Raw genomic sequence first — 26,718 nt, 5'->3', positions numbered from 1 at the left:
CTTCATGCCCAAAAACCGGTGCGTTAGAAAGGAGAATCGGTAAAATGATTACAAAAAATGAACAAGAAACCAGTGGCGATTTTCCCCTGCAAGCCTTAAATGAGATTGTGTTTTCACATAATCATGATTTAATGCAAGAAAATGCAAATATGGATGGATCTTCGCCAATGGGGCAAATGTCAAAGATCTCTTCTGAAGTCAGCAAATATTATGCAAAGCAAATGTTGCTTCGTAAAGAGGTCGTAAGGGCGATTGATGACAATTTTATTTATCCCCATGACCTTGATTTTATGGTAACAGGTACGACAACATGTTGCCAGATTCCGCTGGGCGAAGTATTAAAGGGTGGATTTAATACCGGACATGGGTATATGCGTGAACCGAAAGACATTGGCAGCGCGATGGCTTTAGCAGCAATTATTTTCCAAGCCAATCAAAATATGCAGCATGGCGGACAAAGTTTCCCAATGTTTGATTATGATCTTGCGCCTTACATAGAGAAAACCTTCCATAAAAATAGAAAACGTTTGAAAACCTATGTCAACAGCTATACAAACGAAGAGCTTGAGGCATTAGCCTGGGAAGAAACCAACCGGGATGTGTACCAGGCATGTGAAGCTTTTATTCATAATTGTAATTCGATGCATTCCCGTGGGGGCGGGCAAGTCCCGTTTGTCTCCATTAATTACGGCACCGATACGTCCAAAGCCGGGCGATTGCTGGTAAAAAATATGTTGTTGGCAACGAAAGCCGGACTCGGGAAAGGGGAGACACCCATTTTTCCTATTCAAATTTTTAAAATGAAAAAAGGGATTAATTTTGAACCGGGGGAACCAAATTATGACTTATACCAATTAGCACTTGAAACGACGGCAAAACGTTTATTTCCGAACTTTAGCTTTATAGATTCCACGTTTAATCGTCCCTATTATGACGGCACGCCGGAATCAGAAATTGCGTATATGGGCTGCCGCACCCGTGTGATGGCAAACCGCCATGGAAAAGAAAATAGTATCCGCCGCGGGAATTTGTCCTTTACTTCTATTAATCTTGTAAAAATAGCGCTGATTGCTAAAAATGAATGTGAATTTTTTAACATACTAGATCGTTATCTTCACCTTGCCATTCAACAATTGTTAGAACGGTTTCATTTTCAGGCAAAAAAGCAGGCAAAGAATTTCCCCTTTTTGTATGGTCAGCATATATGGAAGGATAGCGAAAACTTAAAACCGGATGATGAAGTAGGAGAAGTATTAAAGCATGGCACATTAAGTGTTGGTTTTATTGGGCTGGCTGAAGCACTGGTTGCACTGACAGGCAAACATCATGGGGAGTCCAATGATTCTTATCAATTAGGGTATCGTATCATTCAGCATATGCGGGAGAAAGTGGACAAAGCAAGTGAGACTTATGATTTAAACTTTTCCTTAATTGCAACGCCGGCAGAAGGGTTATCAGGGAAGTTTACGCGAAATGACCAAAAAGAGTTTGGAAAAATTCCCGGGGTGACGGACCGGTCCTATTATACGAACTCATTCCATATCCCGGTTTACTATAAAATCAAGGCGATTGATAAAATAAAAATTGAAGGTTCTTTTCATAAATTGTGTAATGGCGGTCACATTACTTATATTGAGTGTGATGGAGATGTTTCAAAAAATGTCCGTGCTTTGGATCGATTGGTAAAAGCCATGGCGCAATATGATATTGGCTATGGTGCCATCAATCATCCCGTCGACCAGTGCGGCGTCTGCGGTTATTCGGGAATCATTGATAATGAGTGCCCGGTTTGCCACAATGCCGATGAAAATAAGATTGGACGCATTAGACGAATAACCGGTTATCTGGTTGGCGATATGAAAAGGTGGAATTCAGCCAAACGTGCAGAAGAGAGTGAAAGGGTGAAACATCAATGAGGGTCATGAATATCATCCACGATTCGGTTGTTGATGGTGAAGGTTTGCGAACCGTGATCTTTTTTGCAGGCTGTCCGCACTTTTGCAAGGGATGCCATAACCCAAGGAGTTGGAATATCCATAATGGGACAGAGATGCCGGTTGAAGATGTCGTTGAAGAAGTGGCTGGCAATCCATTGACAGATGTAACCTTTTCCGGAGGAGAACCCTTTTTTCAAGCACGAGAAGTATGCGAAGTGGCAAAACGATTAAAAGCACTGGGAAAAAATATTTGGGTTTACTCAGGCTATACATTTGAACAATTAATTGCTTCCGATGATCTCTATCAACAGGAGTTGCTGCGATATTGTGATGTGCTCGTTGATGGCCCGTTTCTATTGGCAGAGCGTGATTTAACCTTATCCTTTCGCGGGAGCAGAAATCAGCGGATCATTGATTTAACAACAAAGCGGGAAATGGAAAAGTCGTTTTAATCAAAAGCAAAAGCGGAGAGATGGTTGCCATCTCTCCGCTTTTGCCGGTGTATAACCTAGCTTGTTCGGATGAATAATATGATGAGAGATTTCATTATAAACGGAACCATCCGTCATCTTCGTCATCATTTTTCTTGGCACATCTTTAGCCAGGTTTGCTACGCATTTCCAAATGGCAATGCATGGCTTTAACTTGGTATAGGCTCACATTTTTGCTTTATAAAGTAAATGATTGGAAGATTTTACTAGATTTCCCCAAACGGTAGATTAATAGAACCATACATTTTAATATATCAATCTTAAAAAACTATACTAAAGTATTGTTTCAATTGCCTCACTTATCATGAATCAAAGCTGTCGAATGACTGATGGAAAGAATACTGGCTGAATGGAAAGAATTTTACCGGTTTTGGAATAAAAGAAACAAATTGCTACTGTTATCTGTTTTAACCCTCCAGCCATAGGGTAAAGAAAAGTATATCGAACGAGTGGGATAACCGCTATCCAAATGGGGGAGTTTGTATGAAAAGTTTTACAAGGTCAATGAAAATTGTTACGGGGACAATCATTGGATATTTTATATGGGTACTCATTTTAAGTTATGTTATTTATTTTTGCGAATAACCGGTTTAGGCTTACGTTAAATTCCACGTCGTACCGATCCGCCGAGTGCGGGTAGCGTTTTACAACGATTCCCGCACAGGGTTTTGGGTTGGCAAAAATATACTCGATGATGACTGTTTAAAAAAAGATATACATAAAAAAGGAAATGGACATTCAGTTCCGGCGAATGAAGAAACAAAAAAGGAAGAAACGCGCAAAGCAGTTGCTGCCGTTTCTTCCTTTTATTCATTTGGGCAGCCCGAAATCTTTCAACGGATAGTATGATAGCTCAATTTTATCGACTACCGATTTACTTGGAAACGGTTTAGAAAAGCAGATTAGCAGTTAAAAATTTAAAGGCGCCTGAATCTCGGGTATAATAGATTGTGAAGATTTTCAATTAGCACATAATTGGACTGACAAAGGGTAGAATTTCAGCTTCCATATTTTTAAGTGCGATTCATCTATCATTTGGAGGGGAGGATGTCACATGAAAAAATTTTTTGCTTTTCAAGTGATGATTGGCTTGATAGTAGGTGCCATTTTAGGTGCCATTTTTCCTGAATTCGGGACGAAATTGAGGCCGGTCGGGGATATGTTTATTCACCTGATCAAAATGATTGTCATTCCGATTGTGTTTACGACGATTGTCGTTGGGGCTTCTGGTGGAAACGGGAATATGAAAAAGATGGGTTCATTGGGGCTAAAGACGGTGATTTGGTTTGAGCTGATTACGACGCTTATTTTGGGTATCGGCCTGCTGCTTGTGAATCTCTTAAAACCCGGTGTTGGGGTGGACCTTTCGCATTTGGCCAAAACAGATATTTCCCAAGTAAAAGCAAACGCGTCTACAGTGGTTGATTTTAAAACGATGATTGTCAACATCATTCCAAGCAATATCGTGAATGCAATGGATCAAAATAATTTACTGGCCGTTATTTTCTTTGCCATTTTATTTGGTGTTGCAGCTGGGGCAATCGGGAAAGCAGCGGAGCCGGCATTGAAATTTATGGAGTCGGTTTCAAAAGTAATGTTTAAATTAACACAGATGGTCATGGTTACCGCTCCGATTGGTGTCTGTGCCCTTATGGCGTCTTCCGTCGGCCAGTTTGGCATCAGTCTTTTCATTCCGATGGCTAAACTGATCGGGGTTGTCTATCTGGGCCTGGCAATCGTCATTTTCGGCCTGTTCCCGCTAATTGCCTGGATGTTTAAAATTCCTTATTTCAAAGTATTTCGGATGGTCTGGGACTTATTTCTGATCACTTTTTCAACGACAAGCACAGAGACAGTTCTTCCGCAGCTCATGGAGCGGATGGAAAAATTCGGATGTTCCAAGCGTGTTGTCTCATTCGTTATTCCTGCCGGGCTATCGTTAAATTGTGACGGCTCCACACTGTACCTGTCCGTTGCTTCCATTTTTATTGCTCAGGCGTTCGGTATACCGATGAGCCTTGAACAGCAGCTGATTGTCATGGCGGTTCTGATCGCGACTTCAAAAGGCATTGCAGCTGTTCCAATGGGTTCCCTCGTTGTGCTTCTGGCTACCGCAACTGCTGTCGGACTACCTGCTGAAGGTGTGGCGATTATTGCCGGCATTGACCGGGTGCTTGATATGGCGCGCACGGCTTGCAATACACCGGGCCACTGCCTTGCCAGTATTGTTGTTTCCAAATGGGAAAAAGAATTCCATCCAAATGAAGCATTCGCTGCCCGCCCGGAAACACAATCGGTTCGTCAGTCATAAGCGAGAATGGGGCATATTATAAAAAAGGGACTGTCCCAATATTTGGCTCATGCACTGATGATCGTGAAATTCATGAAACTCTTGTGGGAATCGTGACTGAAATAAACGGTCATAAACAACCAACTGTATCATGTTTACAAGGGGCTCCCATCAGCCGGTAACGACTTTTGGGACAGCCCCTTTTTGGGATCGCAAACGTTTTAAAAAACATTCCTGTTTGAAAGGGAATCCAAAAATTTCCATTTGCCGCTGTGAAGTATTATAATGGGGAAGAACTTCAAACCAAGGAGGATGCTTATATGAACAAAGTGGCAATTGTGACAGGCGGTGGGAGCGGTTTAGGCCAGGCCGTTGCCTTAAGACTGGAAAAAGAAGGGGTTCATATTGTGGTGGTGGACATTCAAGAAGAAGGCGGAAATGCAACCGTAGAAAAAGTAAAGGCGTTAGGGGTTGATTCCTTCTTCGTGAAAGCAGATGTTTCAAAGCCGGAAGAAGTGAAAAACTATGTGGATCAAACTGTAAACCGGTTTGGCACAATCGATTACTTCTTTAACAATGCCGGCATTTCAGGGAGCGGAAAATTTTTTCTTGATTCGACGATTGAAGAAATCAATCAAATTGTCGGCATCAATTTATTGGGAGCGCTTTACGGTGCCCATTACGTTGGGGAAGTGGTGGTGAATAACGGCGGCGGATCCATAGTCAATACTTCTTCAAGTGCGGGCGTCATCGGTCAAGATTCTGTTGTAACATATTCTGCGACGAAACATGGGATTGTAGGTTTAACGAAAAGTTTGGTGGCTGAGTATGCAAAGGATGGGCTGCGCGTGAATGCCATTGCACCTGGCCCGACGGAAACCCCGATGGTAAAAGCTTTTTATGAAGCAAATCCGGAAATGAAAGAGAACGCTACACGCGGAATTCCGCAAAAAAGGCTCGGTACGCCGGAAGAAGTGGCAGAACTGGTTACTTTCTTGTTAACTTCTAAAGCGGAGTACATCAACGGGGAAGTCATCCGAATTGACGGTGGGTTTACCAATACAAAATAGAGTGCATACAGCGCCCAATCTACGGAATTGTGCGCTGCATGAGTCAAGTCCAGGTTATTGTGTAAATTTATGGGCAAATGTTTTCAACCACCCCTTCATTTTTTCGGCTTAACTTCCATGGATTTTTTTCTTCATCTCCGGGAAGGGATGTCAAATGCCTTTCAATTTGACATCCCTTCCCGGAGATGAAATCATCCATGATGGAAGTTAAGCTGAAAATGCTGCTAACTATTCTTTCCCATAAGTGACTTCCTCTTCGAGTATTCTGTATCTTGATACTGCATTAAAACGGCACCAACCAAACGAAAAGCAGATTGGGTATTAGGAAAAATGCGAATGACCCTTTCCCTTCTACGAACCTCTTGGTTAAGCCGCTCGAGGGAATTAGTACTCCGTATGTGCATACGAATATTCTCAGGAAAGTTCATGTATTGGATAGTATCTTCAAAACCTTCATCTAAAATGGCCAGGGCTTTTTCAAATCTTGCTTCTGTACCAAATTTGTTTATTAATTCATCTTTAAACTTGCGTATGTCCTCAATCGTAACGGCCTCAAACACGCGCTTAATCATCACCCGGATTTCTGCAGTATCTTTTTTGGGCAGTTTTTCAATGATATTGCGTTTAAAATGAACATTGCACCTTTGCCAAGCAGTGCCAATGAATTCCCGTTGTATTGCTTTCTGAAGGCCCATGTGAGCATCGGAAATAACGAGTTTTGGTGATTGGAGTCCACGTGATTTAAGTTGTTTAAAAAATGAACTCCAACTCTCCAAACTTTCTGCATGGTCAACGCTTAAACCCAGTATTTCACGTGTATTCTTCTCTGTAATGGCAGTCGCAATATAAACAGCCTTTGATATGACCTTATGGTGCTCCCGTACTTTTATATACATGGCGTCCACAAACACATAAGGGTAGTAGGTTGTATTCAACGGTCTCTCGGCCCAAGCATTCACAATGGGATCCAGTTTTTGCGTAAGGGAAGAGACAAACGACTTGGATACATTCTTACCGCAAAGCTGTTCTACGACATTTGTGACCTTACGGGTAGAGACGCCATTGATGACCATCTCCAACATAGAAAGGACGAAAGCTTGGTCACATCTGGCATACTTTTCAAATAAGGTAGTTGAGAATTCGCCATTACGTGTCCGGGGAACTTTTAATGTAACATTGCCGATGCTCATCAACAGCTCGCGTTCATAGTAACCGTTCCGGTAATCCCGGCGTTCAACAGCGCGTTCATAAGGGCTCGTTTTTAAATAGTCATCCCTTTCCTTTTCCATAAACTCGTTTAACACGAGGACAACCGCTGATTTAATTACCGCGTCAAGATCGGAAGTCATGATGGCTTCTTTTAAAACATCCAAATTTAAGTTAAACTGTAAGTGAGTCATTTTATCTCCTCTTTTCATTAGTTTATCGTCGTTGAAAACAGTGTTGCCAAGAGTTGATAAAATGACTCCTTCTTTTTACACAATTATACGGACTTAATCGCTGCATGCAAAGTTATGGCCGGAATTTTCCCGTATTCCATAATGGGAAGTGTTCTACATTAAGATATCCGGCAAAATTGAGGATCTTCCTTCACATAGAGTGCTTCTATGTGAAGATATCCGTAAAAATTGAAGGCCTTTCTTAACATAGAGTGGGTCTACGTTAAGATACCTGGCAAAAACGAGTGTCTTCCTTCACATAGAAGCGTTCTATGTTAAGATACCCGGCAAAAATGAGTGTCTTCCTTAACATAGAACGCATCTACGTTAAGATACCCGGCAAAATCGAGTATCTTTCTTAACATAGAACGCATCTACGTTAAGATACCCGGCAAAAACGAGGATCTTCCTTCACATAGAGCGTGTCTACGTTAAGATATCCGGCAAAAACGAGTGTCTTCCTTAACATAGAGTGCTTCTAAGTTAAGATATCCGTAAAAATTGAAGGGCTTCCTTCACATAGAACGCGTCTATGTTAAGATACCCGGCAAAAACGAGTGTCTTCTTTAACATAGAGTGCTTCTAAGTTAAGATACCCGGCAAAATCGAAGGTCTTTCTTTACTTAGGGCACGTCTACGTTAAGATATCCGATAAAATTCCCTCGCTTCCTTCACATAGAACGCCCCCTACATTAAGACATCCAGCAAAATCGATGTTTCCTTCACTTAACCTCCATGCCGCAAACTTCATCAGGAACCGTTCATTCGCTGTTCCCACTTCGTCAGCACGTCCGCCAGCTTTTGCTGCAAAGGCGTTAAAATGTGATTGGACCGGTAGGCCAGAGAAATGAGGAATTCTGGCTGGCCAGGGTCAGAAAGCGGCAACGCCATGACAGGGTCATAATCCGAGACGGCGATTTCTGTAAAAAAACTAATGCCGACATTTTCAGCAACCATGCCTTTAATGATTTGAATATCATTTGTCCGGTAAATAACAGGGGGATGAATATGGGCTTGTTTTGAGAGCCTTTCAAAAGCTAGCGGATGAATAAAATGGTCGCTCAGTTGAATGAACGTTTCGTCTTTGAGTTCTTGAAAAGCCACGGATTTTCTTGTGGCAAGCGGGTGTTTTGGGCTGACAATAATTTTAAATTTTTTGCGAGCAAGCAAATGGTTGGTTATCTGTTCGTCTTCTAGCGGATGGATCGCTCCCAGCAAAGCCATATCAATTTTGCCGGCTAACAGTTTGTGAAACAGCGATTGTGAACCATCTTCGTATACATTGATATTTTGAAGCAGGTGCTCTTTGGCCAGCATGGATGAAATGGCCGGGAAATAATAGTTCCCGATAATCGGCGGCAAGCCAATGGAGACCTTTTCCATTTTTAATGCCTTGATTTCCTGCCGGGCAATATCCAGTTCTTTCAGCATTTGGGTGGCATGCCTTTCAAATTGTCGGCCGCTTTCTGTAAAACGTATCTCGTGATGGGACTGGTCCCTAATAATCAGCTGCGTACCAAGCTCTTTTTCAAGTCGCTGGATGGCAGCGGTAATTGCCGGCTGGCTGACATGAAAATAGTCAGCCACTTTTGTGTAACGTTTCTCCTGGTAAAGCTTTTGATAATATTGTAAATCCTTGATGTTCATAAAAAATCTCACGTCCAATAAAAAATTCACATTCTGTTCAAAAAAGGTGCTCCCGCGTTCCCTCGTTCTGTGCAAATGGCCCTAATGTTTGTTAAGCGCTTCACATAGCACAGGAGACGGATTTCCGCAAAATCATGTCTTCCTCATATAAATATTTTTTTGCTTACCTCCTTGTTTTGACTATAAATTTTTTGCGCTGCTATAGTTTTCACTGTACTCATTAGAAATTATGCAGTCAAGGAGGAAATATCCATCATGGCAATCAGACCTCAAGAAATTTTGAATAATCCTTTTATCAATAAAAACACAGGTTTTACCGAAGAAGAAAGAAAAGCTTACCATCTGGAGGGGCTATTGCCTCCAAAAGTGCAAACCATTGAAGAACAGGCCGTTCAGGCTTATCACCAATATCAAAGCAAACCAACAGATTTAGAGAAAAGAATTTTTCTCATGACGCTGTACAATACAAACCGCACTTTATTTTACCATTTAATGGATGAACATATTGTTGAGTTTATGCCGATCGTTTACGACCCGACAGTTGCCGATTCGATTGAACATTATCATGAACTTTTTATGAACCCGCAAGATGCCGCCTTTTTGTCCATTGATGATCCTGAAAATGTAGCGGATACGTTGAAAAATGCAGCCGGGGGCCGAGACATTCGCTTGATTGTGGTAACGGACTCGGAAGGGATTTTAGGCATGGGCGACTGGGGCGTAAACGGCGTTGACATTGCGATCGGCAAATTAATGGTTTACACCGCCGCAGCCGGTATCAATCCTGCCCACGTGCTGCCGGTTGTCATCGATGCCGGCACCAATAATGAAAAATTGTTAAACGATCCGCTTTATTTGGGCAATAAGCACAAACGTGTCCGCGGCGGGCGGTATTACGATTTTATTGACTTGTTTGTAAAAGCGGCAACGGCATTATTTCCGGAAGTGCTTATTCACTGGGAAGACTTCGGACGTTCCAATGCCGCCACGATTCTTGAAAAATACCAAAATCAAATTCCAACTTTCAATGATGATATTCAGGGCACAGGCATTGTGGTCCTGGCTGGCATATTAGGAGCAATGAACATTTCCGGGGAAAAACTAGCCGATCAGCGCATTCTCGTTTTCGGTGCCGGGACAGCCGGTGTCGGTATCAGCAATCAGATTTTAGATGAATTAATGCGCCATGGGTTGTCTGAAAAAGAGGCGCGGAAGCATTTCTTCCTGGTTGATAAACAAGGCTTGTTGTTTGAAGACACGGAAGGCTTAACCCCCGGTCAAAAAGGTTTTGTCCGCAGCCGCGCGGAATTTCCAAACAGCCGTGAACTCACGCATCTTGAAGCCGTAGTGAAAGCCGTCCATCCAACGATTATGATTGGGACCTCGACACAGCCTGGTGCTTTTACAGAGTCGATTGTTAAAGAAATGGCTGCCCATACAAGCCGTCCGGTGATTTTCCCATTATCGAATCCAACCAAATTGGCGGAGGCAAAAGCAGAAGATTTGATTGCCTGGACAGATGGAAGGGCACTGATCGCAACCGGGATTCCGGCGCGTCCTGTCCAATATAAAGGGGTCACCTATGAGATCGGGCAGGCGAACAATGCCCTCATGTATCCGGGCCTCGGACTCGGCTTGATTGCCTCTACGGCAAGGCTTGTAAACGGGGAAATTTTATCGCAGGCAAGCCATGCATTAGGCGGAATTGTGGACACAACAAAGCCCGGCGCTGCCGTTCTTCCGCCGGTTTCCAAGCTGACCGCGTTTTCGCAAAGGATTGCCGAAGTCGTCGCCCAAAGTGTCCTGGATCAAAATTTAAATCGCAAAAAAATTACGGACGTCAAAACAGCGATCCGGGATATCAAATGGGAGGCCGAATATAAAGAGCTGGTATTCAGCTAAGCCAGTGGGAAAAGGGTGAAAAATATGGTCTTCTTACAATCAATTCAAAGTGTGATCACGATTATTTTAATGATTGCACTGGGCTATTTTTTGAAAAAGTTTAAATGGTTTGATGACAATTTCGGAAAAAGTATTTCATCTCTGATTACGAAAATTGCCCTGCCAGCATCCATCTTCGTATCGGTGTTAAAATAATTTACCCGCAATAGTTTGGTGGAACTTTCCGGCAGCCTGGTTTACCCGGCGATTTCGGTCGTCGTCTCTTACTGTATATCCTATGCGCTCGTCAAATTGTTAAAAATCCGGCCGGGCCGCCGTGGCATCTTTATGAACGCTGTTGTCAATGCGAACACCATCTTTATCGGCCTGCCGCTAAACATCGCGTTGTTTGGAGAAAAAAGCCTGCCGTATTTTTTGATTTACTATATCATTAATACGGTCTCAACATGGGCTTTCGGCGTATTTTTGATTTCCAATGATGATCCGACAAAGGATAAATCAAAAGGGAGCAAACATAAAATCAATTGGAAGAAAATTCTTCCGCCGCCATTACTGGGTTTTATCGCAGGGCTTATTTTCCTGCTTCTCAATATTCCAATACCCGGCTTTATCGATTCCACTTTAACGTATGTGGGCAGTATCGTAACCCCGTTATCTCTTGTTTATATCGGCATTGTGCTGTATAACGCTGGCCTTTCAAGCATCCGGTTTGACCGGGATACGATATTCGCGCTTTTAGGAAGGTTTGTGTTATCACCGGCCGTTTTGATTGTTTTGATTTTAACGGGCACCCACTTCTCCGGCACCCATTTGCCTGCCATGTTGCAGCAAACGCAAATCGTCCAATCGGCAACCCCGATGCTTGCTGTTCTGCCGATTTTGGCCACAGAAGCACACGGTGATGTCAATTATGCGACAAATGTGGTCACGACGAGTACGTTGTTGTTTGTCGTCGTTGTCCCTGTCTTAATGCAGGTGATTCAGTTTATTTAGTAGGAATCAAAACATGATGCACGTTGTAACGATTCAGTTTATTGAATGCGGGCCAAAATCCCGTACCACCGAGCAGGAGATTGCAAAATGGCAGTCTCCTGTTTTTACATAAAAAGAAAATCTCAAAGCAAGGCGCAGCTTCCGCCGGGTCGTATATGTAAAATTTTACTTGAAAAAGCAGACGAGTGAAAAAAAGGAAAGACACTCTATTGTCTACATGTACACAGCGAAATGAACATCTAGATGGATATGATTTCACGAATTGCTGGATGAGGAAAGAAAAAAGCGTTTTAACGCAATTGAAGAACAGGTTAAACCTCTGTTGCAGGTGGCTTTTGTACCATGGATTGGGGTCGTATATGTAAAATTACTCGAAAAAGCAGACGAGTGAAAAAAGGGAAGACACTCTATTGTCTAAATGTACACCTTGAAATGAACATCTAGAGAGAGGTCTTCCTGAGGTCTTCCCACGGATATAATATCACAAATCGCTGGATGAGGAAAGAAAAAAACGTCTTAACGCAATTGAAGAACAGGTTTTACACATTGGGGTGGGGTCTGCCGTTTTCAATCATTTTTCAAACCGGGTATAATAGAAGCATAAACATACGGACGTGAGGGAAATATGGCCGATATTCAGAAAATGATCCAAGGGAAAAAACTGACTGAATTGGATGAGCAGATTTTAAAGTATATTGTTGATAACATTGATCACGTGCTGCAGATGGGGGTGCGGGAGATTGCAAAGGAAAACTATACGTCTCCCGCCACCGTGATCCGGTTATCGAAAAAGCTGGGGTATAAAGGGTTCGTAGACATGTACTACCAGCTGCTGCCGCTCATTAAAAAAGTGGAGCTTGAACAGGACGGCCAGTCAGCGTTTGAACAAGGACAGTCGGCTTTACAGTACAATTCAAAAGAAAATATCGGAAAATTTATCGAAAATGTCCTGCATTTAAATGAAAAATTCATTTTCATCTATGCTACCGGTTTTTCCTCCATTATTGCGGAGTATATGTACAAAAAACTGCTGGTGCTTGGAAAAAAGGCGATTTTTGCGACGGGGACGGATTCGATCGGGGTGTTTGAAAATAATCTCGATGATGTCGGAGCACTGATTGTTATCTCAAAATCGGGAGAAACGAAACAAGTGATCGACAAACTATTTTTGGCAAAGGAACACGGGATTTTTACCGTCTCTTTTACAAAAGAAACAGAAAACACAGCAGCCGGGTTGTCTGATTTGAACTTAAAAATAACAGACCAATATAAACTCGACGACCGGAATATGTTGCCAAATCTCTTCTTCCCGAATGTCTTAATCCTGTTCGAATATATGATCAAGGAATATTTTCAACAAATAAAATAGGGCTTGCTGAACGAATCCGACGCTGAGTTTGTGCCCAATTTATCTGCAACCTCTGTCTCAAAATATAGAAGAATCCCTTTGCGAAAAGGGGTGATTTGATCTTCTCCGGACGTTGAATCGGCTTTCGCGTGCAGGCATTTCCCTGGATTTGTTGTAAAACCCTTACATTTAAATGGTTGCCAAAGCTATCAGGATCCTTGCCAAATCTAGGAATTTCGCTTATTCAGCAAGCCCTAAAATAGCAGAGTCATTGTCCCCTGCCAAATTGGACCTCGATCCGTGAAACGTGTTTCAATCTGTGAAACGCGTTTTTTCCTGTCCGGAAACGATCGACAGTCTAAAATAAAAGGACTAAACTACTCAATGTAAACGAAGTTCACATTTGGAGGTGGAGCAGGTGAAGGCAAAAGTGATGGATGCCATGCAGCGGTTTTCCAAAGCAATGTTTATCCCTATTTTGATTTTGCCGATTGCTGGTATTTTAATTGCACTCGGGAATGTCTTTACCAATCAGAAGCTAATTGAAAGCGTTCCCTTTTTAGATAATCCATTTTTTACAGGATTTGGCACGATTTTATCAGGTTCCCTTGTTCCTATACTGGGAAACCTCGGACTCATCTTCTGTGTCGGGATTACGCTCGGGTTGGCAAAAAAAGAAAAAGCGACCGCGGCTTTTACAGCAGTGTTAAGTTACCTCGTATTTGTCAATGCGATGAATAAATTTATGCAGCTCAGGGGCTTGCTCGTTGACGGGAAGGCACTTGCAGGCGGCGGCAGCGGTCAAACGCTCGTTTTGGGTGTCCAGGTGCTGGATATGGGTGTTTTTCTCGGCATTATTCTTGGGCTCGTCACGGTTTACATCCATAACAAATTTATTGACACCGAATTTAAAGGCGCAATGCAGATTTACGGGGGTTCAAGATTTGTCTTTATCGTGTTAATCCCAACCGTTATTTTGTTATCGGTTTCACTGACGTATATCTGGCCGTTTGTGCAGGATGGCATCAACGCACTCGGGACGTTGATTCATAGGAGTGGAAACTTCGGGCTGTTTTTATACGGCGCCCTGGAAAGATTGCTCATCCCAACCGGTTTGCATCATTTGGTCTACACTCCATTTTTATATACGTCATTAGGCGGTACCGCGGAAATCGGCGGCCATATTTATCAGGGGGCAAGAAATATTTACTATGCGGAACTCGCCAATCCGACTTCGCACCTTCTGGATAAAAGCGTCATTTGGGATGCCCGCGGGATATCCAAAATGTTCGGTTTGCTCGGCGCGTGCCTTGCCATGTACCATACCGCAAAACCGGAAAATAAGGCAAAAGCGAAAGCGATTTTAATCCCGGCTGCGGTGACTTCGCTGATTGCCGGTGTAACCGAACCGATTGAGTTCTCATTTATGTTTGTCGCGCCGCTTCTGTTCGTCGTCCATGCCGGGTTAAGCGGTTTAAGCATGGTTGTGCTCAATCTCCTGAACGTGCGCGCCATTGGTCCGAACGGCATGATCGACTTCCTGCTGTACAATCTGCCGCTCGGTATCGGCAGAACGAGATGGCCGTTATATATTCTCACAGGCCTTGTATTTTTTGCCATCTACTATGCGGTCTTCCGGTTCTTAATTGTAAAATTCAATTTTAAAACGATCGGCCGTGAAGACGAGGGCCAGGAAACAAAACTGTATTCCAAAAAAGAATACAACGAAAAAAAGGGAAGCGCCAAAAAACAAGCTGGCGCAGCAGTGGAAGATGGCGGCATAGCAAGCGTGATTGTCAATGCGCTCGGCGGCCCCAGCAATATTGACACGGTTACCAATTGTTATACAAGGCTCAGGTTGACGCTTGAAAACCCGGAATTAGTGGATGAAGGGGTGCTGAAAAATGTAACCGGCGCAAGCGGCGTCATTAAGAAAGACCATAATGTCCATGTCGTATACGGATTGCAAGTAACAAGCGTGCGGAAAGCAGTGGACCAGTATTTAGGCCGAAACAACGAAGAATAACAAATAGGAAGGAATGAAGAAAATGAATAAATTTTCAGTTGTCATTGCAGGCGGAGGCAGCACATATACACCGGGGATTGTCACGATGCTTCTCGACAATTTGGACCAGTTTCCGATCCGAAAATTGAAATTGTACGACAATGACGAAGAAAGGCAGCGTGTGATCGGGGAAGCATTGGAGATTGTATTAAGGGAAAATGCGCCGGAAATTGAATATGCTTTTACAACCGATCCCGACGAAGCTTTTACAGACGTCGATTTCTGTTTTGCTCATATCCGGACAGGGAAATATAAAATGCGGGAACTGGATGAAAAAATCCCGTTAAAACACGGGGTGGTCGGGCAGGAAACATGCGGGCCCGGCGGAATTGCTTACGGCATGCGCAGCATTGGCGATATGATCGAACTGATTGACATCATGGAAAAATATTCACCGGATTGCTGGATGTTGAACTACTCCAATCCGGCCGCCATTGTCGCTGAAGCGTGCCGCGTGCTCCGCCCGAAAGCCAAAGTACTAAATATTTGCGATATGCCGGTCGGGACGTTGCGGAGAATGTCGCAAATCATTGGCAAGCAGCCGAAAGATTTGGATGTGCGCTATTTCGGGCTGAACCATTTCGGCTGGTGGACGAGTATTAAAGATAAAGAAGGCCACGAATATTTGCCGGAGATCCGCGATTATGTCGCGAAACACGGTTATTTGACCCAAGTTGAAGTAGATACGCAGCATATGGACCAAAGCTGGCAGGAAACGCACAAAAAAGCGAAAGACCTTTTGGCGGTCGATCCGAGATTTTTACCGAATACGTACTTGAAATATTATTTTTACCCGGACTATGTCGTGGAACATTCCGATATCCATTACACGAGGGCAAACGAAGTCATCGACGGAAGGGAAAAAGAAGTGTTCTCTGCTGCGGAAAGAATCGTTGAAAAGGGAACCGCTAAAAATGAATCTTTTTCAGCCGGTAGCCATGCGACATTCATCGTCGATCTTGCCCGTGCGATTGCCTATAATACGCATGAAAGAATGGTCATGATTGTGGAAAATAACGGCGCGATCGCAAACTTTGATGATGATGCGATGGTGGAAGTTCCCTGCATTGTCGGAACGGACGGACCGGAACCGCTGAGCCAGGGGAAAATCCCGGAATTCGAACGGGCGCTGATGTACCAGCAAGTCACCGTGGAAAAACTGGTCGTGAAGGCTTATGTCGAAGGCAGCTATCAAAAATTGTGGCAGGCGCTAACCCTTTCAAAAACCGTGCCAAGCGCAAAAGTCGCAAAAGCATTGCTGGATGATTTAATTGAAGCAAACAAAGAATACTGGCCGGAATTGCACTGACAGCTACGCAGGCTTATGTGGTAGGCAGATGTCAAACATCGTGGCATCACTGGCCTTTTTAAAAACGAACCGGATTCAAAACACCAGCCAGGGTTGAATAACGGAAGGGGCGAAAAGGAATGCGGGCTTTTCGCCTTTTTCATGATAAGGACCAGTATAAAAAAAGGTCGAAGGCGAGGAGTGGGGGCAACTGGTTGAAAAGATGTCCGAATCGTTCCGGTTTTTGCTCGTAACCGGTATAAGAAAAACAATAATATATAACTCAACTTTCGCACCTAGAAAATCATAATAAATTCAGTGCTGGCTAATGTCTATTACGTCTCAGATACAGCACTTGACAGTAAAATTAATATATGAAAAAACACCTCTACTTTTGGTATAGTTGATTTATCGAAAATCACTACCAAATAGAAGAGGTGTCTCCTACTATGATAGCGAAAAACAGCCTGAATAATCAACTACCAAATGAAATAAAATCAACATTTAAAGAGTTGAATATGTTGAAACACTTGCGAATCGCCGGTATTACGAAGTCCTTTGGTTTTTCTTGTGCCTACATTTTTCAATTGATTTTTTGTATGATCTTTGAAAACAAAAACTGGTTCAGGATGTTGGAAAGTAAGAAAGCTACAGACATTCCAGCCAAAGATACCGTTTATCGGTTTCTCAACCAATCAACGTTCAACTGGCGTCGTTTCCTCCTTTCACTGGTTGCCTCAGTGATTGGAAAAGTTTCGAAATTGACACGTCATGACCGTCCGAAAGTATTGATTTTAGATGATTCATCTTATGACCGGAACCGAAGCAAACACGTTGAGCTTCTGGCTCGCTGCTTTGATCATGCATCTCAAAAAATGCGTTTTTACAAAGGATTCCGCATGTTGACATTAGGATGGTCTGATGGCGCAACATTCCTACCCGTTGACTTCTCATTATTGAGTTCGAAAAAGAGCCAGATCAACGGCATATCCGAAAATATCGATAAACGCAGCTCCGGTTATAAGCGCCGAAAAGAAGCATTACAAACGGCACCAGAACAGATTCCTGGCATGATTGCCCGGGCGATGAATTCTGGTATCGATGCTTCCTATGTTCTAATGGATTCGTGGTTCACCCAACAACCTCTCATCAAGGAGATTACAGAACAAGGTCTTGACGTAATTGGTATGGTCAAAAAATTAAAACAACGCTATTTTGTCGATGGTAAGCGTGTTAGCCTAGATGAATTGTATCGTCTAGCTAAACCGACTAGTGGAAAGAAAGGAATCTTGCGTTCCATCCATACAACGCAGGCCAATGGCGTGCCAATTAAAGTTGTCTTTGTTCGCAACCGCAACAAGAAAAGCGACTGGTTGGCGATTTTGAGTACAGACTGTACACTGAGTGACCAGGAAATCATCCGTATTTACGGGATGCGTTGGGATATTGAGGTTTTCTTCAAAACAACAAAGTCCCTATTAAAACTACAAAAGGAATTCCAGAGTCGTTCATATGACGCGCTTATCAGCCACACGACCATTGTGTTTGCAAGGTATATTGTCTTGTCATGGCAAAACCGTTGCAGTGTAGATGACAGAACATTAGGTGGCATGTTTTATGAATTATGTGATGAAATAGATGACCTTGATTGGGCTGTTGCATTGCAGCAGTTAGTCGAGATTCTTGAAGATACTCTGGATAAAAGTAATAAGAAAATTCAACAACTGATCAAAAGTCAACTACAACAATGGATTGCGGGTCTGCCGAATTATATCAAGGTATACCTACCTGTTTCAGTCTGCGAAAGTTGAGTATATAAGGTAAAGCCTAAATTTTTACATTAAGACCAAGCATCAATCTGCATGATGATGACTTTTGCACGAGACAGCAGAGTTACAAGGCTTCGTTTTATATAGCGATTTGTTTTTATATGGGTATGTCGGTGACGCAGAGCCACCATTTTTTCCCTTTTTATGTTAAAGTAAGGGTATTCATTAAAATTCGGGAGGGGATCACATGTTTAAACTTTTTTCAAAAAAAGCGGCAGTGGAAGAACTTGTTGCGCCAATGAGCGGGAAGGTTGTTCAAATAGAGGATGTGCCGGATGAGGTGTTCAGCCAGAAGATGATCGGGGATGGCATTGCCATTGAGCCGGATGAAGGCGTTGTGGTCTCACCGGTGGATGGGGAAATTGTCCAGTTTTTCCCAACGAAGCATGCGGTCGGGCTGAAAACAAAGAGCGGATTGGAAATATTGATTCATATCGGCATGGAGACCGTTGCTTTGAACGGAGAAGGGTTCGAAGGCTTTGTTCAACAGGGGGATCGTGTAAAAGCCGGTGATAAACTGGTTTCCTTTGACCTTGAACAAATCAGGGAACGTGCGGAAAGCATCATCTCCCCTGTTGTCATCACCAATTTCGATGCCGTGGACACGTTAACCAAAACGACTGAAACATCGGTAAAACGCGGCGAATCGGTATTGTTGACGGTGAAAATGAAATAGTTTTCTTGCAGATAAAATGAACTTAAGTTTTTACATCAAGATACCCATTTGCGACGATGACTACTTTTTACAGCAGGCAACAGAGCTGCGATATTTTGTTCAATTTATACAGATGAAAAATGGGAAGACACACGCCCATCTAAATGCACGGATACATTTAGAACGATGTCTTCCCATTAAAAAGGATATGTTCTTATGCTATATCAAATGCTCGGGCAAGAAAAGCGTAGCGATACGGGCGGGATGCCGAAACTTCCCGCTTTTTTTTATGTTTATGCCTGCAGCAGCTCCTCGATCTTTTCCTCCAGGTCTTCCGGCTTTGTCCGCGATCCGTAATAGCCAATGACGTGGCCGTGCCGGTCGACGAGAAATTTATTGAAATTCCATGTAATTTTCTTCTCGCCTGTCTGCTCGAGCAGTTCGGCAAACAGCGGGTTCATTTCTTTCCCCTTCATTTTGCTTTTTTTAAACAACGGAAATGTTACGCCGTAGTTGGCTTTGCAAAATGCTGCAATTTTTTCACTTTCGTCAAACTCCTGTTTCATAAAACTGTCACTCGGAAAGCCAAGCACGGCAAACCCCTTGTCTTTGTACTTTTCGTAAAGGTGTTCAAGCCCCTCATACTGAGGTGTAAATCCGCATTTGCTTGCCGTATTGACAATGAGCAGCACCTGGTTTTTATATTCGGACAAGGACTCTTCCTCGCCTCCAGTAAGCCGTTCAAAAGAATAGTCATAAATGGACATAATCAGTCTCCTTTTCCCCGGAAATTTTATTTCTTGTCATTATCGTAAAGTGAATGTGGGGACATGTCAAATGATGGGATGGTTATATCACGGCCTGGTTTTGTGGCTCTGTTGTTAGGGCGATATCAAAATAGGTTCCAACACCAACTGTTCAAGGTGTGAAAGTAAATGAGTGGAGTGGTAAAAAATTGCAAAAAATGATTTATTTCAGACCGGATAAATATTAAAATAGGTGTATGAAGATACATACTTTTTTAAGGGGGGGATGATGGTGCCCGTTTTTTGATCAGCGGCAAATGAAGATGCCATTTTAACAAACAACGGTTGGCAGTGTTAGCTGTCAGAGACGGATGGAGTTTTAATTGCAGGGAGAAAGGTGAACACATGAATATTTTTAGCTACATTGTTTTAGGGCTTTCCCTCTCAGTGCCGGTTGGCCCCATTACGATCGAAATGGTCAAGAGGGGGATCAAGAAAGGCTTTTTGCATTCCTGGTTTGTCGGCTTGGGCGGGATGTCCGCCGATGTTGTTTTAATGTTTTTGATTTATTTCGGTGTATCTACATATTTAACTACACCAGTTGCAAAGCTGATTATGTGGATTTTCGGGTGTATCATTCTCGTATACTTAGGCTATGAGAGCATTAGAGATGCTTTTAGAGAAATCACCATATCAGAGGAGAAAAAGAAAGGAAATTTGCTGCAATCTTTTCTGTCAGGCTTTTTGATTGCGATCTCTAATCCACTGAATATTATATTTTGGATTGGCATTTATGGGTCGGTTTTAACCACAATTTTAAATACGGTAAATTCGGGAAAAGCTTTACTTTACAGCAGCGCGATTTTTATTGGGATAGCTGCCTGGGATATAACGGTAGCTTCTTCCGTTCATTTTGGATCAGCGTTTTTTAAAATGGCTGTCTGTCATTGCCGGGATTGCCTTAATTGGATTTGGCATACATTTCGGGTATCAAGCCGTGAAAAGTCTGTATTTAGTAGGCATCGGCCACGAATAACCAGGTGAATTTTAAGAGGATAATTTAAAAACGCCGAAGTGGCAAAGAATTTTTGGGGGGATTTTTTATTTGTTGTTCATCCCCGGCTCATTGTTTTTCTATTCTTACAAGCTATTTTTAGTTTTGTGTTATCATTTGCCGCCTTTCTTTAAAAATGTGAGCGGCTTCTGGATGGATTGTCTTACTTGTGCGGAAGAAACGAGAGGGAGCCATTTTTGGAAAAGAAAGGAATTTTTGCTTTTAATGTGCCCATGCTCGTTGCAAATAGCCAAAAGAAGGGATGCCCTTTGAACAGGACAGCCCTCATCTCGTATGTTACAGTTTTCCGATCTTGGCGGCGGCATAGCGGTTTTCTGGAACAGGCAGCCCGAGGTTTTCCCTCAGCGTGCTTCCTTCATAAGCAGTTTCGTACAAGCCTCTTTCTTGTAAAATCGGAATGACTTTCTCAACAAAGTCTTCCAATGCGTGCGGGTAGCTGGAACCAATGATAAAACCGTCTGCAGCATGTTCATTGAACCATAATGCAATGAGGTCAGCAATTTCTTCCGGCGTGCCGATAAACTGGCTGCGCGGGAAGGCGGCCTCATGGGCAACTTGGCGCAGTGTCAGATGCTCTTCTTTTGCGTGCTGTTTCAAATAATCGGTCGTGCTTTGAAAAGCGTTTTTTCCGATGTCGCCCAGTTCGGGAAAAGGTGCGTCCGGATCAAAACGGGAAAAGTCATAATCATCAAAGTATCTTGCCAGGTAAGTCAGGGCGCGTTCGTATGGGATAAGCGCGCTTAGTTCTTTGTACTTTGTTTCGGCTTCTTCCTTTGTATCTGCAATAATAGGGGAGATGCCGGGGAAAATTTTGATTTGGCTGGCATCCCGTCCGGCCCGCCTTGCCCGGTTTTTCACATCCTGGTAAAAACTTTTCGAGCTTTCAAGATTTTCTGAGTGAGTGAAAATGGAATCTGCCTTTTCCGCTGCAAACTGGCGGCCCCGATCGGATGCCCCTGCTTGGAAGACGACCGGGTAACCTTGTTTGGAACGGGCAATGTTTAATGGCCCGCGTACTTGAAAATATTTACCTTTGAAATTCAGGGCATGCAGTTTTTCAGGATCAAAGAATTGGCCGGTTTCTTTATTGTAGATAAACGCGTCATCTTCCCAGGAATCCCATAATCCTCTGACGATATCGACATGTTCCTCAGCAATCGCATAGCGCTCATCATGCTCCGGCAGATGGGCTTTGCTGTGATTATGAGCCGCGCCTTCCTGCGGCGATGTAACAAGATTCCATCCGGCCCGCCCGCCGCTAATGTGGTCAAGCGAAAGCAATTGCCGTGCAATCGTGAAAGGTTCGCTGAAAGAGGTAGAGATTGTCGCAATCAGGCCAACATGTTGTGTCACCGTTGCAAGCGCCGATAAAATCGTAATCGGTTCAAATCGATTTAAAAAATGCGGGATTGATTTTTCGGAAATAAACAGGCCGTCTGCAATAAAAACAAAACTGAACAAGCCCCGCTCTGCCGTCTGCGCCTGGTTTTTATAATATGCAAAACTGGTGCTCGCTCCGGGATCCATATCTGGATGCCGCCAGCCGTCCGTTGTCCCCCCTACACCGTGTACGATGGCCCCAAATTTCAATTTGTCATTACGCGCCATGGATTTTCTCTCCTTTTCCCAGTGCTTTTTCCAGATGCTCAACGCCGATTTCCGTTACGGCATAATAATTTCGCTTGTCCCGGCTGCCAATCTCGACAACCGGCACATATCTTACGCCGTATTTTGCTTCGAGCACATCGCGAAGATGGTCTTGTTCCGTGATGTCCACATCCGTATAAGAAAGATTTTGTTCCTTCAAATAATCTTTTACAGCTTGGCAGTATTGGCAACCTTGTTTGCTCCATACGACAATGGTTTGTGCTTGTTCCGACATTTCATCCCACTCCGTTTCCAATCAGTTGTTTGTTGATTTCACGGACAACTGCCGCCAGTCGTCCGTAAGAAGCCAGTTTTTCATCCAAGTCTTCAATCGGGCTTAGTGCAATAAATTCTTCAATGCCATATTTCTGATGAAAATCACGAAGCTTATCCGCAACTCCCGCTTCTGTCCCCGCAATGATGCCGGGCTTTTGCTCAATGACCCGGTAAGGCTGGCGGACGCTTTCAAGATATTTTTCCACCTGTGCCTTGCTTCCGAGGTTCACCTTGTGTCCGTCTTCTAAAACGACTTTATAGCCGGCTCCGCTATCTTTATATTTTTTCGCTTCTTCCACTGAAGGGGTGACGGCAACGATAGAAGCCAAATGGAATTTTGCCGGCCGGCCAGTGTTCTGGCAGTGATCCAAGTATGCGGCGTGGGCTGCCTTCAACAAGCCTTCATCCCCATTAATAAAATAAGCATAAACAAATTCAATCCCAAGCTTCGCAGCAAGTTTGGCACTTTCCACGCTTCCGCCGAGAAGAAAAACGGGAATTTCATGTTCTGTTTCCGGCTCAACGGAAAGGGCGGCATACGGATGACTTTCCGGAAAGTCCCTGCGTAAAAAATGGGTGAGTGTTTCCAGCTTTTGATAAAAATCCGGTTTTTCCGCCTGGTTTTCCTGCAAAGCAGCGGTTGAAGCTTGCAAACCGCCCGGGGCTTTGCCGATCCCTAGCCCAATGCGGCCGCCGGAGAGGACACTCAGTTCATGGAATTGTTCGGCCACTTTATATGGGCTGTAGTGCTGAAGCATCACACCCCCTGATGCCAGCTGGATCGACGAAGTATGCGCCGCGAGATAGGCAAGCAGAATTTCGGGGGCGGAGCTGATGACCCGGTGCGAATCATGGTGCTCGGATACCCAGTATCTTTTAAAACCCCATGCTTCAGCTTGCCGAGCCAGTTGCAAGGTAGCCGAGAAAGCTTCGGCGCTTGTCTGGCCATCTGATCGCGGCGTCTGGTCTAAAATGCTGATTTGGATCCCCATTTTTTTCCTCCTTTGTTAAACCTGCTGGTAAAGATAAGCAGGGGAGACGCGGTGAAGAAATTTTTTGGTGCGCTCCTCCCTTGACTGGTAAAAAATTTGGTGCGGCGAGCCTTCCTCAACAATGACGCCCTGATCCATGAAAATAACATGATCTGACACTCGACGGGCAAATTCCATTTCATGGGTGACCACAATCATCGTCACACCGGTTTCGGCAATTTCGAGCAACACTTCAAGTACTTCACCGACGAGCTCAGGGTCAAGGGCGGCTGTCGGTTCGTCGAATAAAATGACATCCGGGTTGATGGCAAGTGCACGGGCAATGCCGACACGCTGCTTTTGTCCACCGGATAACTGGTTCGGATAGTGTCCGGCTTTATCTGCAAGTCCTACCCGTTCCAGCTGTGCCATGGCGATTTCTTCCGCTTCCCTTTTTGGAATTTTCCTGGCAACCGTCAGCCCTTCTGTCACATTGCCTAAAACATTTTTATGAGAGAACAGGTTATACTGCTGAAAAACCATTGCTGTATGGCGCCGCAAAAATAAAATGTCTTTTTTCGACGGATGTTTGTAATCAATGGTTTTGCCGCCAAACTCCACTTGCCCTTCATCCGGTCTTTCAAGATAATTGATGCAGCGTAAAAGCGTTGTTTTTCCCGAGCCGCTTGGTCCCAAAATGGTGACGACCTCGCCTTTTTGAACGGTTAAATGAATGCCTTTTAAGACTTGATGCCTGCCAAAAGCCTTGTGGACATTATGGATCGTGATCATGTTATTCCTCCTTTGAGCTGTGACAGCTTTTGGTCTGTCAAATGGGCAAGCCATTCAAACAGGATGGTGATGCCCCAATAAATGATGGCGGCCGCAATATAAGCTTCCAGAAATTCATAATTATTCGAGGCTGCGATAATCGCTTTCCCGGTGATTTCTGGAACCGCCACAATGGAAGCAATCGATGTAGTATGGAAAAAGCCGACAAACAAATTCACGAAATTGGGCAATGCATAGAAAAGTGCCTGCGGAAGCACGATGCGCCGGATGACCTGGCCGTGTGTAAGCCCGATGGCATATCCCGCTTCTGCTTCACCGGTATCCACTGCCAAAATGCCGGATCGGACTGCTTCGGATAAATAAGCGCCGGCTGTTAAGGACAAAGCCGCAATGACAAAGATGAAAACCGGGATTTTATTGGCATTAAACCCGATGCCGAAGATGTGGCCGAACTTTATGATAAGAACAGGAATGCCTAGGTAAATCAGCATAACGTGCAAAATGGCAGGCGTGCTTCGAAAAAAAGAGACGTAAGCACCCGCAACAGCCGCCAAAACTTTGATTTTGTATAACCGGATGTAAGTCACAAGCAACGCAATGATGAAACCGAATAAAATCGGAAGAATCGTCATCAATAGCGTCAGCGGAACGGCGGCCAGCAGGAATTTAAACGCCGTCCAAATAAATGGATAATCAAGATGCATTTGTCCGCCTCCCTATTGGATGTTCATATCAAATATCGTAAGCAAGCGCGTTTCATTCCGCTTTATATGTTTTTCCACGAAGGCAAAGATTTTTTCCAGCACGATGGCCGTGAGATAATAAATGATGGCCAGCGAAATATAGACTTCCAGCGAATGGTTGCTCGATGTAATGAGCGTCTGACCCCGGCCTGACATGTCCATGACACCGATGGAAAAGGCGAGCGAAGTGTCTTTTAAAAAACCGATAATCAAGCTCCAGAAATTCGGTGCCGCTTGCACAAGTGCCTGCGGGAGGACAATCCGGAAAAAGGTTTGTCTTCCTGTTAAGCCGATGCTGTACGCAGCTTCCGCCTGGCCTTTATCGACGCTGTTGATGCCGGCACGGATGATCTCCGCAATGGAAGCTGCGCTGCTTAACGCATAGGTAGCAATCGCGGCATAGAGCGGATCCATCTTTGATGTGTCAATTCCCACAGCAGCTGTTAATGCGGGAATTGCATAAAACACAACAAACAGCTGGACCATGATGGGTGTTCCCCTGAAAAAAGAGATATAAATGCTGGAAAGCTGCTGTAAGACTGGAATTTTATAAACCTTTGGAAGTGCCACGATGATTCCCCAAATAAATCCGCAAATAAGAGAGACGCCCAAAATGTATAGTGTTAAAGGCAGATATTTGAGCAGAGTGGGAATAAAATTCACGACCATATGCCATTCAAAAGCTTGCAAAATATTCCCCCCCTTTTTTAGAAGCTGGATTTGGAGTAATCGGCTCCAAGCCATTTCAAGCTTAATTTTTTCAGTGTCCCGTCCTTTGTGATTTCTTTTAAAGCTTTATCTACTTCATTGCTCAATTTTTGATTGCTTTTGTTGAACATAAAATACACCTTTGAATCGGACAGCACATTTCCCACCACTTTTTCTTTAATCGAACTTGTTTCATTTTGGAATTTCACTGCGAACGGCGTGGAGACCGTTGCATCAGCGCGCCCGGTTTTCAATTGGTTCGCCGTTTCGTTTGCGCCCGTGCCTTCGTATACAATTTTGAACTTGTTGCCGCGTTCTTTATTGATTTTATCAAGCAGCGTGGCGGCATTGGATGTTGCACTTGTAATCACGGTCTTTCCGTCCAGATCATCAAGGCCTTTGATCGTGTTGTTGCTCTCAAGGACTGTCACTTGTAGCGGAAAATAGTTATAAGCGACTTTATTGAATAAAAAGCGCTTTTTCCGCTCGGGATTGGTTTCCATTTCATGTGCGACCATATCGATTTTTCTTGCACTCAGGCTTGTCAATAAGTTTGAGAAATCCATCGTTTTAAATTTAAACTTGTAACCCGGCAGCCGTTTGTCGATTTCGCGTACGAGTTCCACGTCATAGCCGGTCAGTTTCCCGTTTTGGATAAAGCATATATTTGGAAATTGCGTACCCGTTCCGACTGTTACCGTCTGGACTTTTTCTTCCTGCCCGCCCGCTTTTCCGCAACCGGCGATCATGAGAATAAGTATGCAACCGGCGAACAGCGCAAGCTTTCTCTTTTTCATGTATTCTCC

General features: G+C 43.8%; 20 protein-coding genes and 2 pseudogenes. 12 read left to right on the top strand and 10 right to left on the bottom strand.

What is annotated here, in order from left to right:
• Nucleotides 1–44 precede the first annotated feature (44 nt).
• The 4 genes from OF158_RS14920 (at nt 45) to OF158_RS14905 (ending at nt 5,788) form a co-directional block, all read left to right on the top strand.
• The gene (locus OF158_RS14920; RefSeq protein WP_035183445.1) at nt 45–1,916 is read left to right on the top strand and encodes an anaerobic ribonucleoside triphosphate reductase; all 1,872 of its coding nucleotides are present in this window, start codon (nt 45–47) and stop codon (nt 1,914–1,916) included.
• On the top strand, nt 1,913–2,389 hold the full coding sequence (nrdG, locus tag OF158_RS14915; protein WP_035183446.1) for an anaerobic ribonucleoside-triphosphate reductase activating protein: 477 nt from the start codon (nt 1,913–1,915) through the stop codon (nt 2,387–2,389). Before OF158_RS14920 ends, nrdG begins: the two co-directional genes overlap by 4 nt.
• A 1,093-nt stretch (nt 2,390–3,482) precedes the next feature.
• Complete coding sequence (locus OF158_RS14910) at nt 3,483–4,739, top strand: dicarboxylate/amino acid:cation symporter (RefSeq protein ID WP_035183448.1); 1,257 nt, start codon at nt 3,483–3,485, stop codon at nt 4,737–4,739.
• A 299-nt stretch (nt 4,740–5,038) separates the two neighbouring features.
• A complete protein-coding gene (locus OF158_RS14905) occupies nt 5,039–5,788 on the top strand; it encodes an SDR family NAD(P)-dependent oxidoreductase (protein WP_035183449.1) in 750 nt (249 codons plus the stop codon).
• Between the two features lie 224 nt (nt 5,789–6,012).
• On the opposite strand, the gene OF158_RS14900 is transcribed toward OF158_RS14905, so the two are convergent.
• A complete protein-coding gene (locus OF158_RS14900; RefSeq protein WP_017551449.1) occupies nt 6,013–7,188 on the bottom strand; it encodes an IS256 family transposase in 1,176 nt (391 codons plus the stop codon).
• Nucleotides 7,189–7,977: 789 nt separating this feature from the next.
• Entirely contained in the window at nt 7,978–8,874 is an 897-nt protein-coding gene (locus OF158_RS14895; protein WP_035183461.1) for a LysR substrate-binding domain-containing protein, read from the bottom strand.
• A 252-nt stretch (nt 8,875–9,126) separates the two neighbouring features.
• Here OF158_RS14895 and OF158_RS14890 point away from each other — a divergent pair, with 252 nt between their 5' ends.
• The 7 genes and pseudogenes from OF158_RS14890 to OF158_RS14855 all read left to right on the top strand — a co-directional run bounded on the left by OF158_RS14890 (nt 9,127) and on the right by OF158_RS14855 (nt 18,975).
• Nucleotides 9,127–10,776 (top strand): malolactic enzyme, encoded by a 1,650-nt coding sequence (locus OF158_RS14890; RefSeq protein ID WP_272864725.1) that lies wholly within the window; start codon nt 9,127–9,129, stop codon nt 10,774–10,776.
• Nucleotides 10,777–10,800: 24 nt separating this feature from the next.
• Nucleotides 10,801–11,769: pseudogene (locus OF158_RS17665) on the top strand (AEC family transporter).
• 625 nt (nt 11,770–12,394) lie between these two features.
• Nucleotides 12,395–13,138: a MurR/RpiR family transcriptional regulator gene (locus OF158_RS14875; protein ID WP_035183455.1), complete on the top strand. Its 744-nt coding sequence runs from the start codon at nt 12,395–12,397 to the stop codon at nt 13,136–13,138.
• A 397-nt stretch (nt 13,139–13,535) separates the two neighbouring features.
• The gene (locus OF158_RS14870) at nt 13,536–15,143 is read left to right on the top strand and encodes a PTS transporter subunit EIIC (RefSeq protein ID WP_035183457.1); all 1,608 of its coding nucleotides are present in this window, start codon (nt 13,536–13,538) and stop codon (nt 15,141–15,143) included.
• Between the two features lie 22 nt (nt 15,144–15,165).
• On the top strand, nt 15,166–16,491 hold the full coding sequence (locus OF158_RS14865; protein WP_035183458.1) for a 6-phospho-alpha-glucosidase: 1,326 nt from the start codon (nt 15,166–15,168) through the stop codon (nt 16,489–16,491).
• Nucleotides 16,492–16,919: 428 nt separating this feature from the next.
• A complete protein-coding gene (locus OF158_RS14860; RefSeq protein WP_043052472.1) occupies nt 16,920–18,281 on the top strand; it encodes an IS4 family transposase in 1,362 nt (453 codons plus the stop codon).
• A gap of 205 nt (nt 18,282–18,486) precedes the next feature.
• On the top strand, nt 18,487–18,975 hold the full coding sequence (locus OF158_RS14855) for a PTS sugar transporter subunit IIA (RefSeq protein ID WP_017551180.1): 489 nt from the start codon (nt 18,487–18,489) through the stop codon (nt 18,973–18,975).
• Nucleotides 18,976–19,247: 272 nt separating this feature from the next.
• Here OF158_RS14855 and OF158_RS14850 read toward each other — a convergent pair whose 3' ends face one another.
• On the bottom strand, nt 19,248–19,721 hold the full coding sequence (locus OF158_RS14850) for a glutathione peroxidase (protein WP_017551179.1): 474 nt from the start codon (nt 19,719–19,721) through the stop codon (nt 19,248–19,250).
• Between the two features lie 384 nt (nt 19,722–20,105).
• On the opposite strand from OF158_RS14850, the pseudogene OF158_RS14845 reads away from it, so the two are divergent.
• Nucleotides 20,106–20,736 (top strand): annotated as a pseudogene (locus tag OF158_RS14845) (LysE family transporter).
• A gap of 315 nt (nt 20,737–21,051) precedes the next feature.
• Here the strand turns inward: OF158_RS14845 and OF158_RS14840 are convergent.
• The 7 genes from OF158_RS14840 to OF158_RS14810 are packed head-to-tail and all read right to left on the bottom strand — an operon-like array spanning nt 21,052 to nt 26,661.
• Nucleotides 21,052–22,383 carry an LLM class flavin-dependent oxidoreductase gene (locus tag OF158_RS14840; RefSeq protein WP_035183467.1) on the bottom strand — a complete coding sequence of 444 codons (1,332 nt, stop codon included), beginning with the start codon at nt 22,381–22,383 and terminating at the stop codon, nt 21,052–21,054.
• A complete protein-coding gene (locus tag OF158_RS14835) occupies nt 22,373–22,657 on the bottom strand; it encodes a glutaredoxin family protein (RefSeq protein ID WP_035183470.1) in 285 nt (94 codons plus the stop codon). Before OF158_RS14835 ends, OF158_RS14840 begins: the two co-directional genes overlap by 11 nt.
• Before the next feature lies 1 nt (nt 22,658).
• Nucleotides 22,659–23,690 carry an MsnO8 family LLM class oxidoreductase gene (locus OF158_RS14830; RefSeq protein WP_035183472.1) on the bottom strand — a complete coding sequence of 344 codons (1,032 nt, stop codon included), beginning with the start codon at nt 23,688–23,690 and terminating at the stop codon, nt 22,659–22,661.
• Nucleotides 23,691–23,705: 15 nt separating this feature from the next.
• Nucleotides 23,706–24,461, bottom strand: a complete 756-nt coding sequence (locus OF158_RS14825) for an amino acid ABC transporter ATP-binding protein (RefSeq protein ID WP_035183474.1) — start codon at nt 24,459–24,461, stop codon at nt 23,706–23,708.
• On the bottom strand, nt 24,458–25,165 hold the full coding sequence (locus OF158_RS14820; RefSeq protein ID WP_035183477.1) for an amino acid ABC transporter permease: 708 nt from the start codon (nt 25,163–25,165) through the stop codon (nt 24,458–24,460). Before OF158_RS14820 ends, OF158_RS14825 begins: the two co-directional genes overlap by 4 nt.
• A 12-nt stretch (nt 25,166–25,177) precedes the next feature.
• Nucleotides 25,178–25,897 (bottom strand): amino acid ABC transporter permease, encoded by a 720-nt coding sequence (locus tag OF158_RS14815; protein ID WP_026104591.1) that lies wholly within the window; start codon nt 25,895–25,897, stop codon nt 25,178–25,180.
• 14 nt (nt 25,898–25,911) lie between these two features.
• Complete coding sequence (locus OF158_RS14810) at nt 25,912–26,661, bottom strand: amino acid ABC transporter substrate-binding protein (RefSeq protein ID WP_307189395.1); 750 nt, start codon at nt 26,659–26,661, stop codon at nt 25,912–25,914.
• Nucleotides 26,662–26,718 lie beyond the last annotated feature (57 nt).

Origin of the sequence: Weizmannia sp. WK01, from assembly GCF_025905465.1 — a bacterium.
In the GTDB taxonomy this organism is placed as follows: Bacteria; Bacillota; Bacilli; order Bacillales; family Bacillaceae_C; genus Weizmannia; species Weizmannia faecalis.
This window is presented reverse-complemented; position numbering and strand designations above follow the sequence as displayed.

Excerpts from the sequence above, each read along its gene's own strand:
- OF158_RS14835 (WP_035183470.1), bottom strand. The coding sequence starts at position 22,657 with ATGTCGGAACAAGCACAAACCATTGTCGTATGGAGCAAACAAGGTTGC.
- OF158_RS14820 (WP_035183477.1), bottom strand. The coding sequence starts at position 25,165 with ATGCATCTTGATTATCCATTTATTTGGACGGCGTTTAAATTCCTGCTG.
- OF158_RS14920 (WP_035183445.1), top strand. The coding sequence starts at position 45 with ATGATTACAAAAAATGAACAAGAAACCAGTGGCGATTTTCCCCTGCAA.
- OF158_RS14875 (WP_035183455.1), top strand. The coding sequence starts at position 12,395 with ATGGCCGATATTCAGAAAATGATCCAAGGGAAAAAACTGACTGAATTG.
- OF158_RS14860 (WP_043052472.1), top strand. The coding sequence starts at position 16,920 with ATGATAGCGAAAAACAGCCTGAATAATCAACTACCAAATGAAATAAAA.
- OF158_RS14900 (WP_017551449.1), bottom strand. The coding sequence starts at position 7,188 with ATGACTCACTTACAGTTTAACTTAAATTTGGATGTTTTAAAAGAAGCC.
- OF158_RS14865 (WP_035183458.1), top strand. The coding sequence starts at position 15,166 with ATGAATAAATTTTCAGTTGTCATTGCAGGCGGAGGCAGCACATATACA.
- OF158_RS14810 (WP_307189395.1), bottom strand. The coding sequence starts at position 26,661 with ATGATCGCCGGTTGCGGAAAAGCGGGCGGGCAGGAAGAAAAAGTCCAG.
- OF158_RS14905 (WP_035183449.1), top strand. The coding sequence starts at position 5,039 with ATGAACAAAGTGGCAATTGTGACAGGCGGTGGGAGCGGTTTAGGCCAG.
- OF158_RS14825 (WP_035183474.1), bottom strand. The coding sequence starts at position 24,461 with ATGATCACGATCCATAATGTCCACAAGGCTTTTGGCAGGCATCAAGTC.
- OF158_RS14830 (WP_035183472.1), bottom strand. The coding sequence starts at position 23,690 with ATGGGGATCCAAATCAGCATTTTAGACCAGACGCCGCGATCAGATGGC.
- OF158_RS14850 (WP_017551179.1), bottom strand. The coding sequence starts at position 19,721 with ATGTCCATTTATGACTATTCTTTTGAACGGCTTACTGGAGGCGAGGAA.
- nrdG (WP_035183446.1), top strand. The coding sequence starts at position 1,913 with ATGAGGGTCATGAATATCATCCACGATTCGGTTGTTGATGGTGAAGGT.
- OF158_RS14910 (WP_035183448.1), top strand. The coding sequence starts at position 3,483 with ATGAAAAAATTTTTTGCTTTTCAAGTGATGATTGGCTTGATAGTAGGT.
- OF158_RS14895 (WP_035183461.1), bottom strand. The coding sequence starts at position 8,874 with ATGAACATCAAGGATTTACAATATTATCAAAAGCTTTACCAGGAGAAA.
- OF158_RS14855 (WP_017551180.1), top strand. The coding sequence starts at position 18,487 with ATGTTTAAACTTTTTTCAAAAAAAGCGGCAGTGGAAGAACTTGTTGCG.
- OF158_RS14840 (WP_035183467.1), bottom strand. The coding sequence starts at position 22,383 with ATGGCGCGTAATGACAAATTGAAATTTGGGGCCATCGTACACGGTGTA.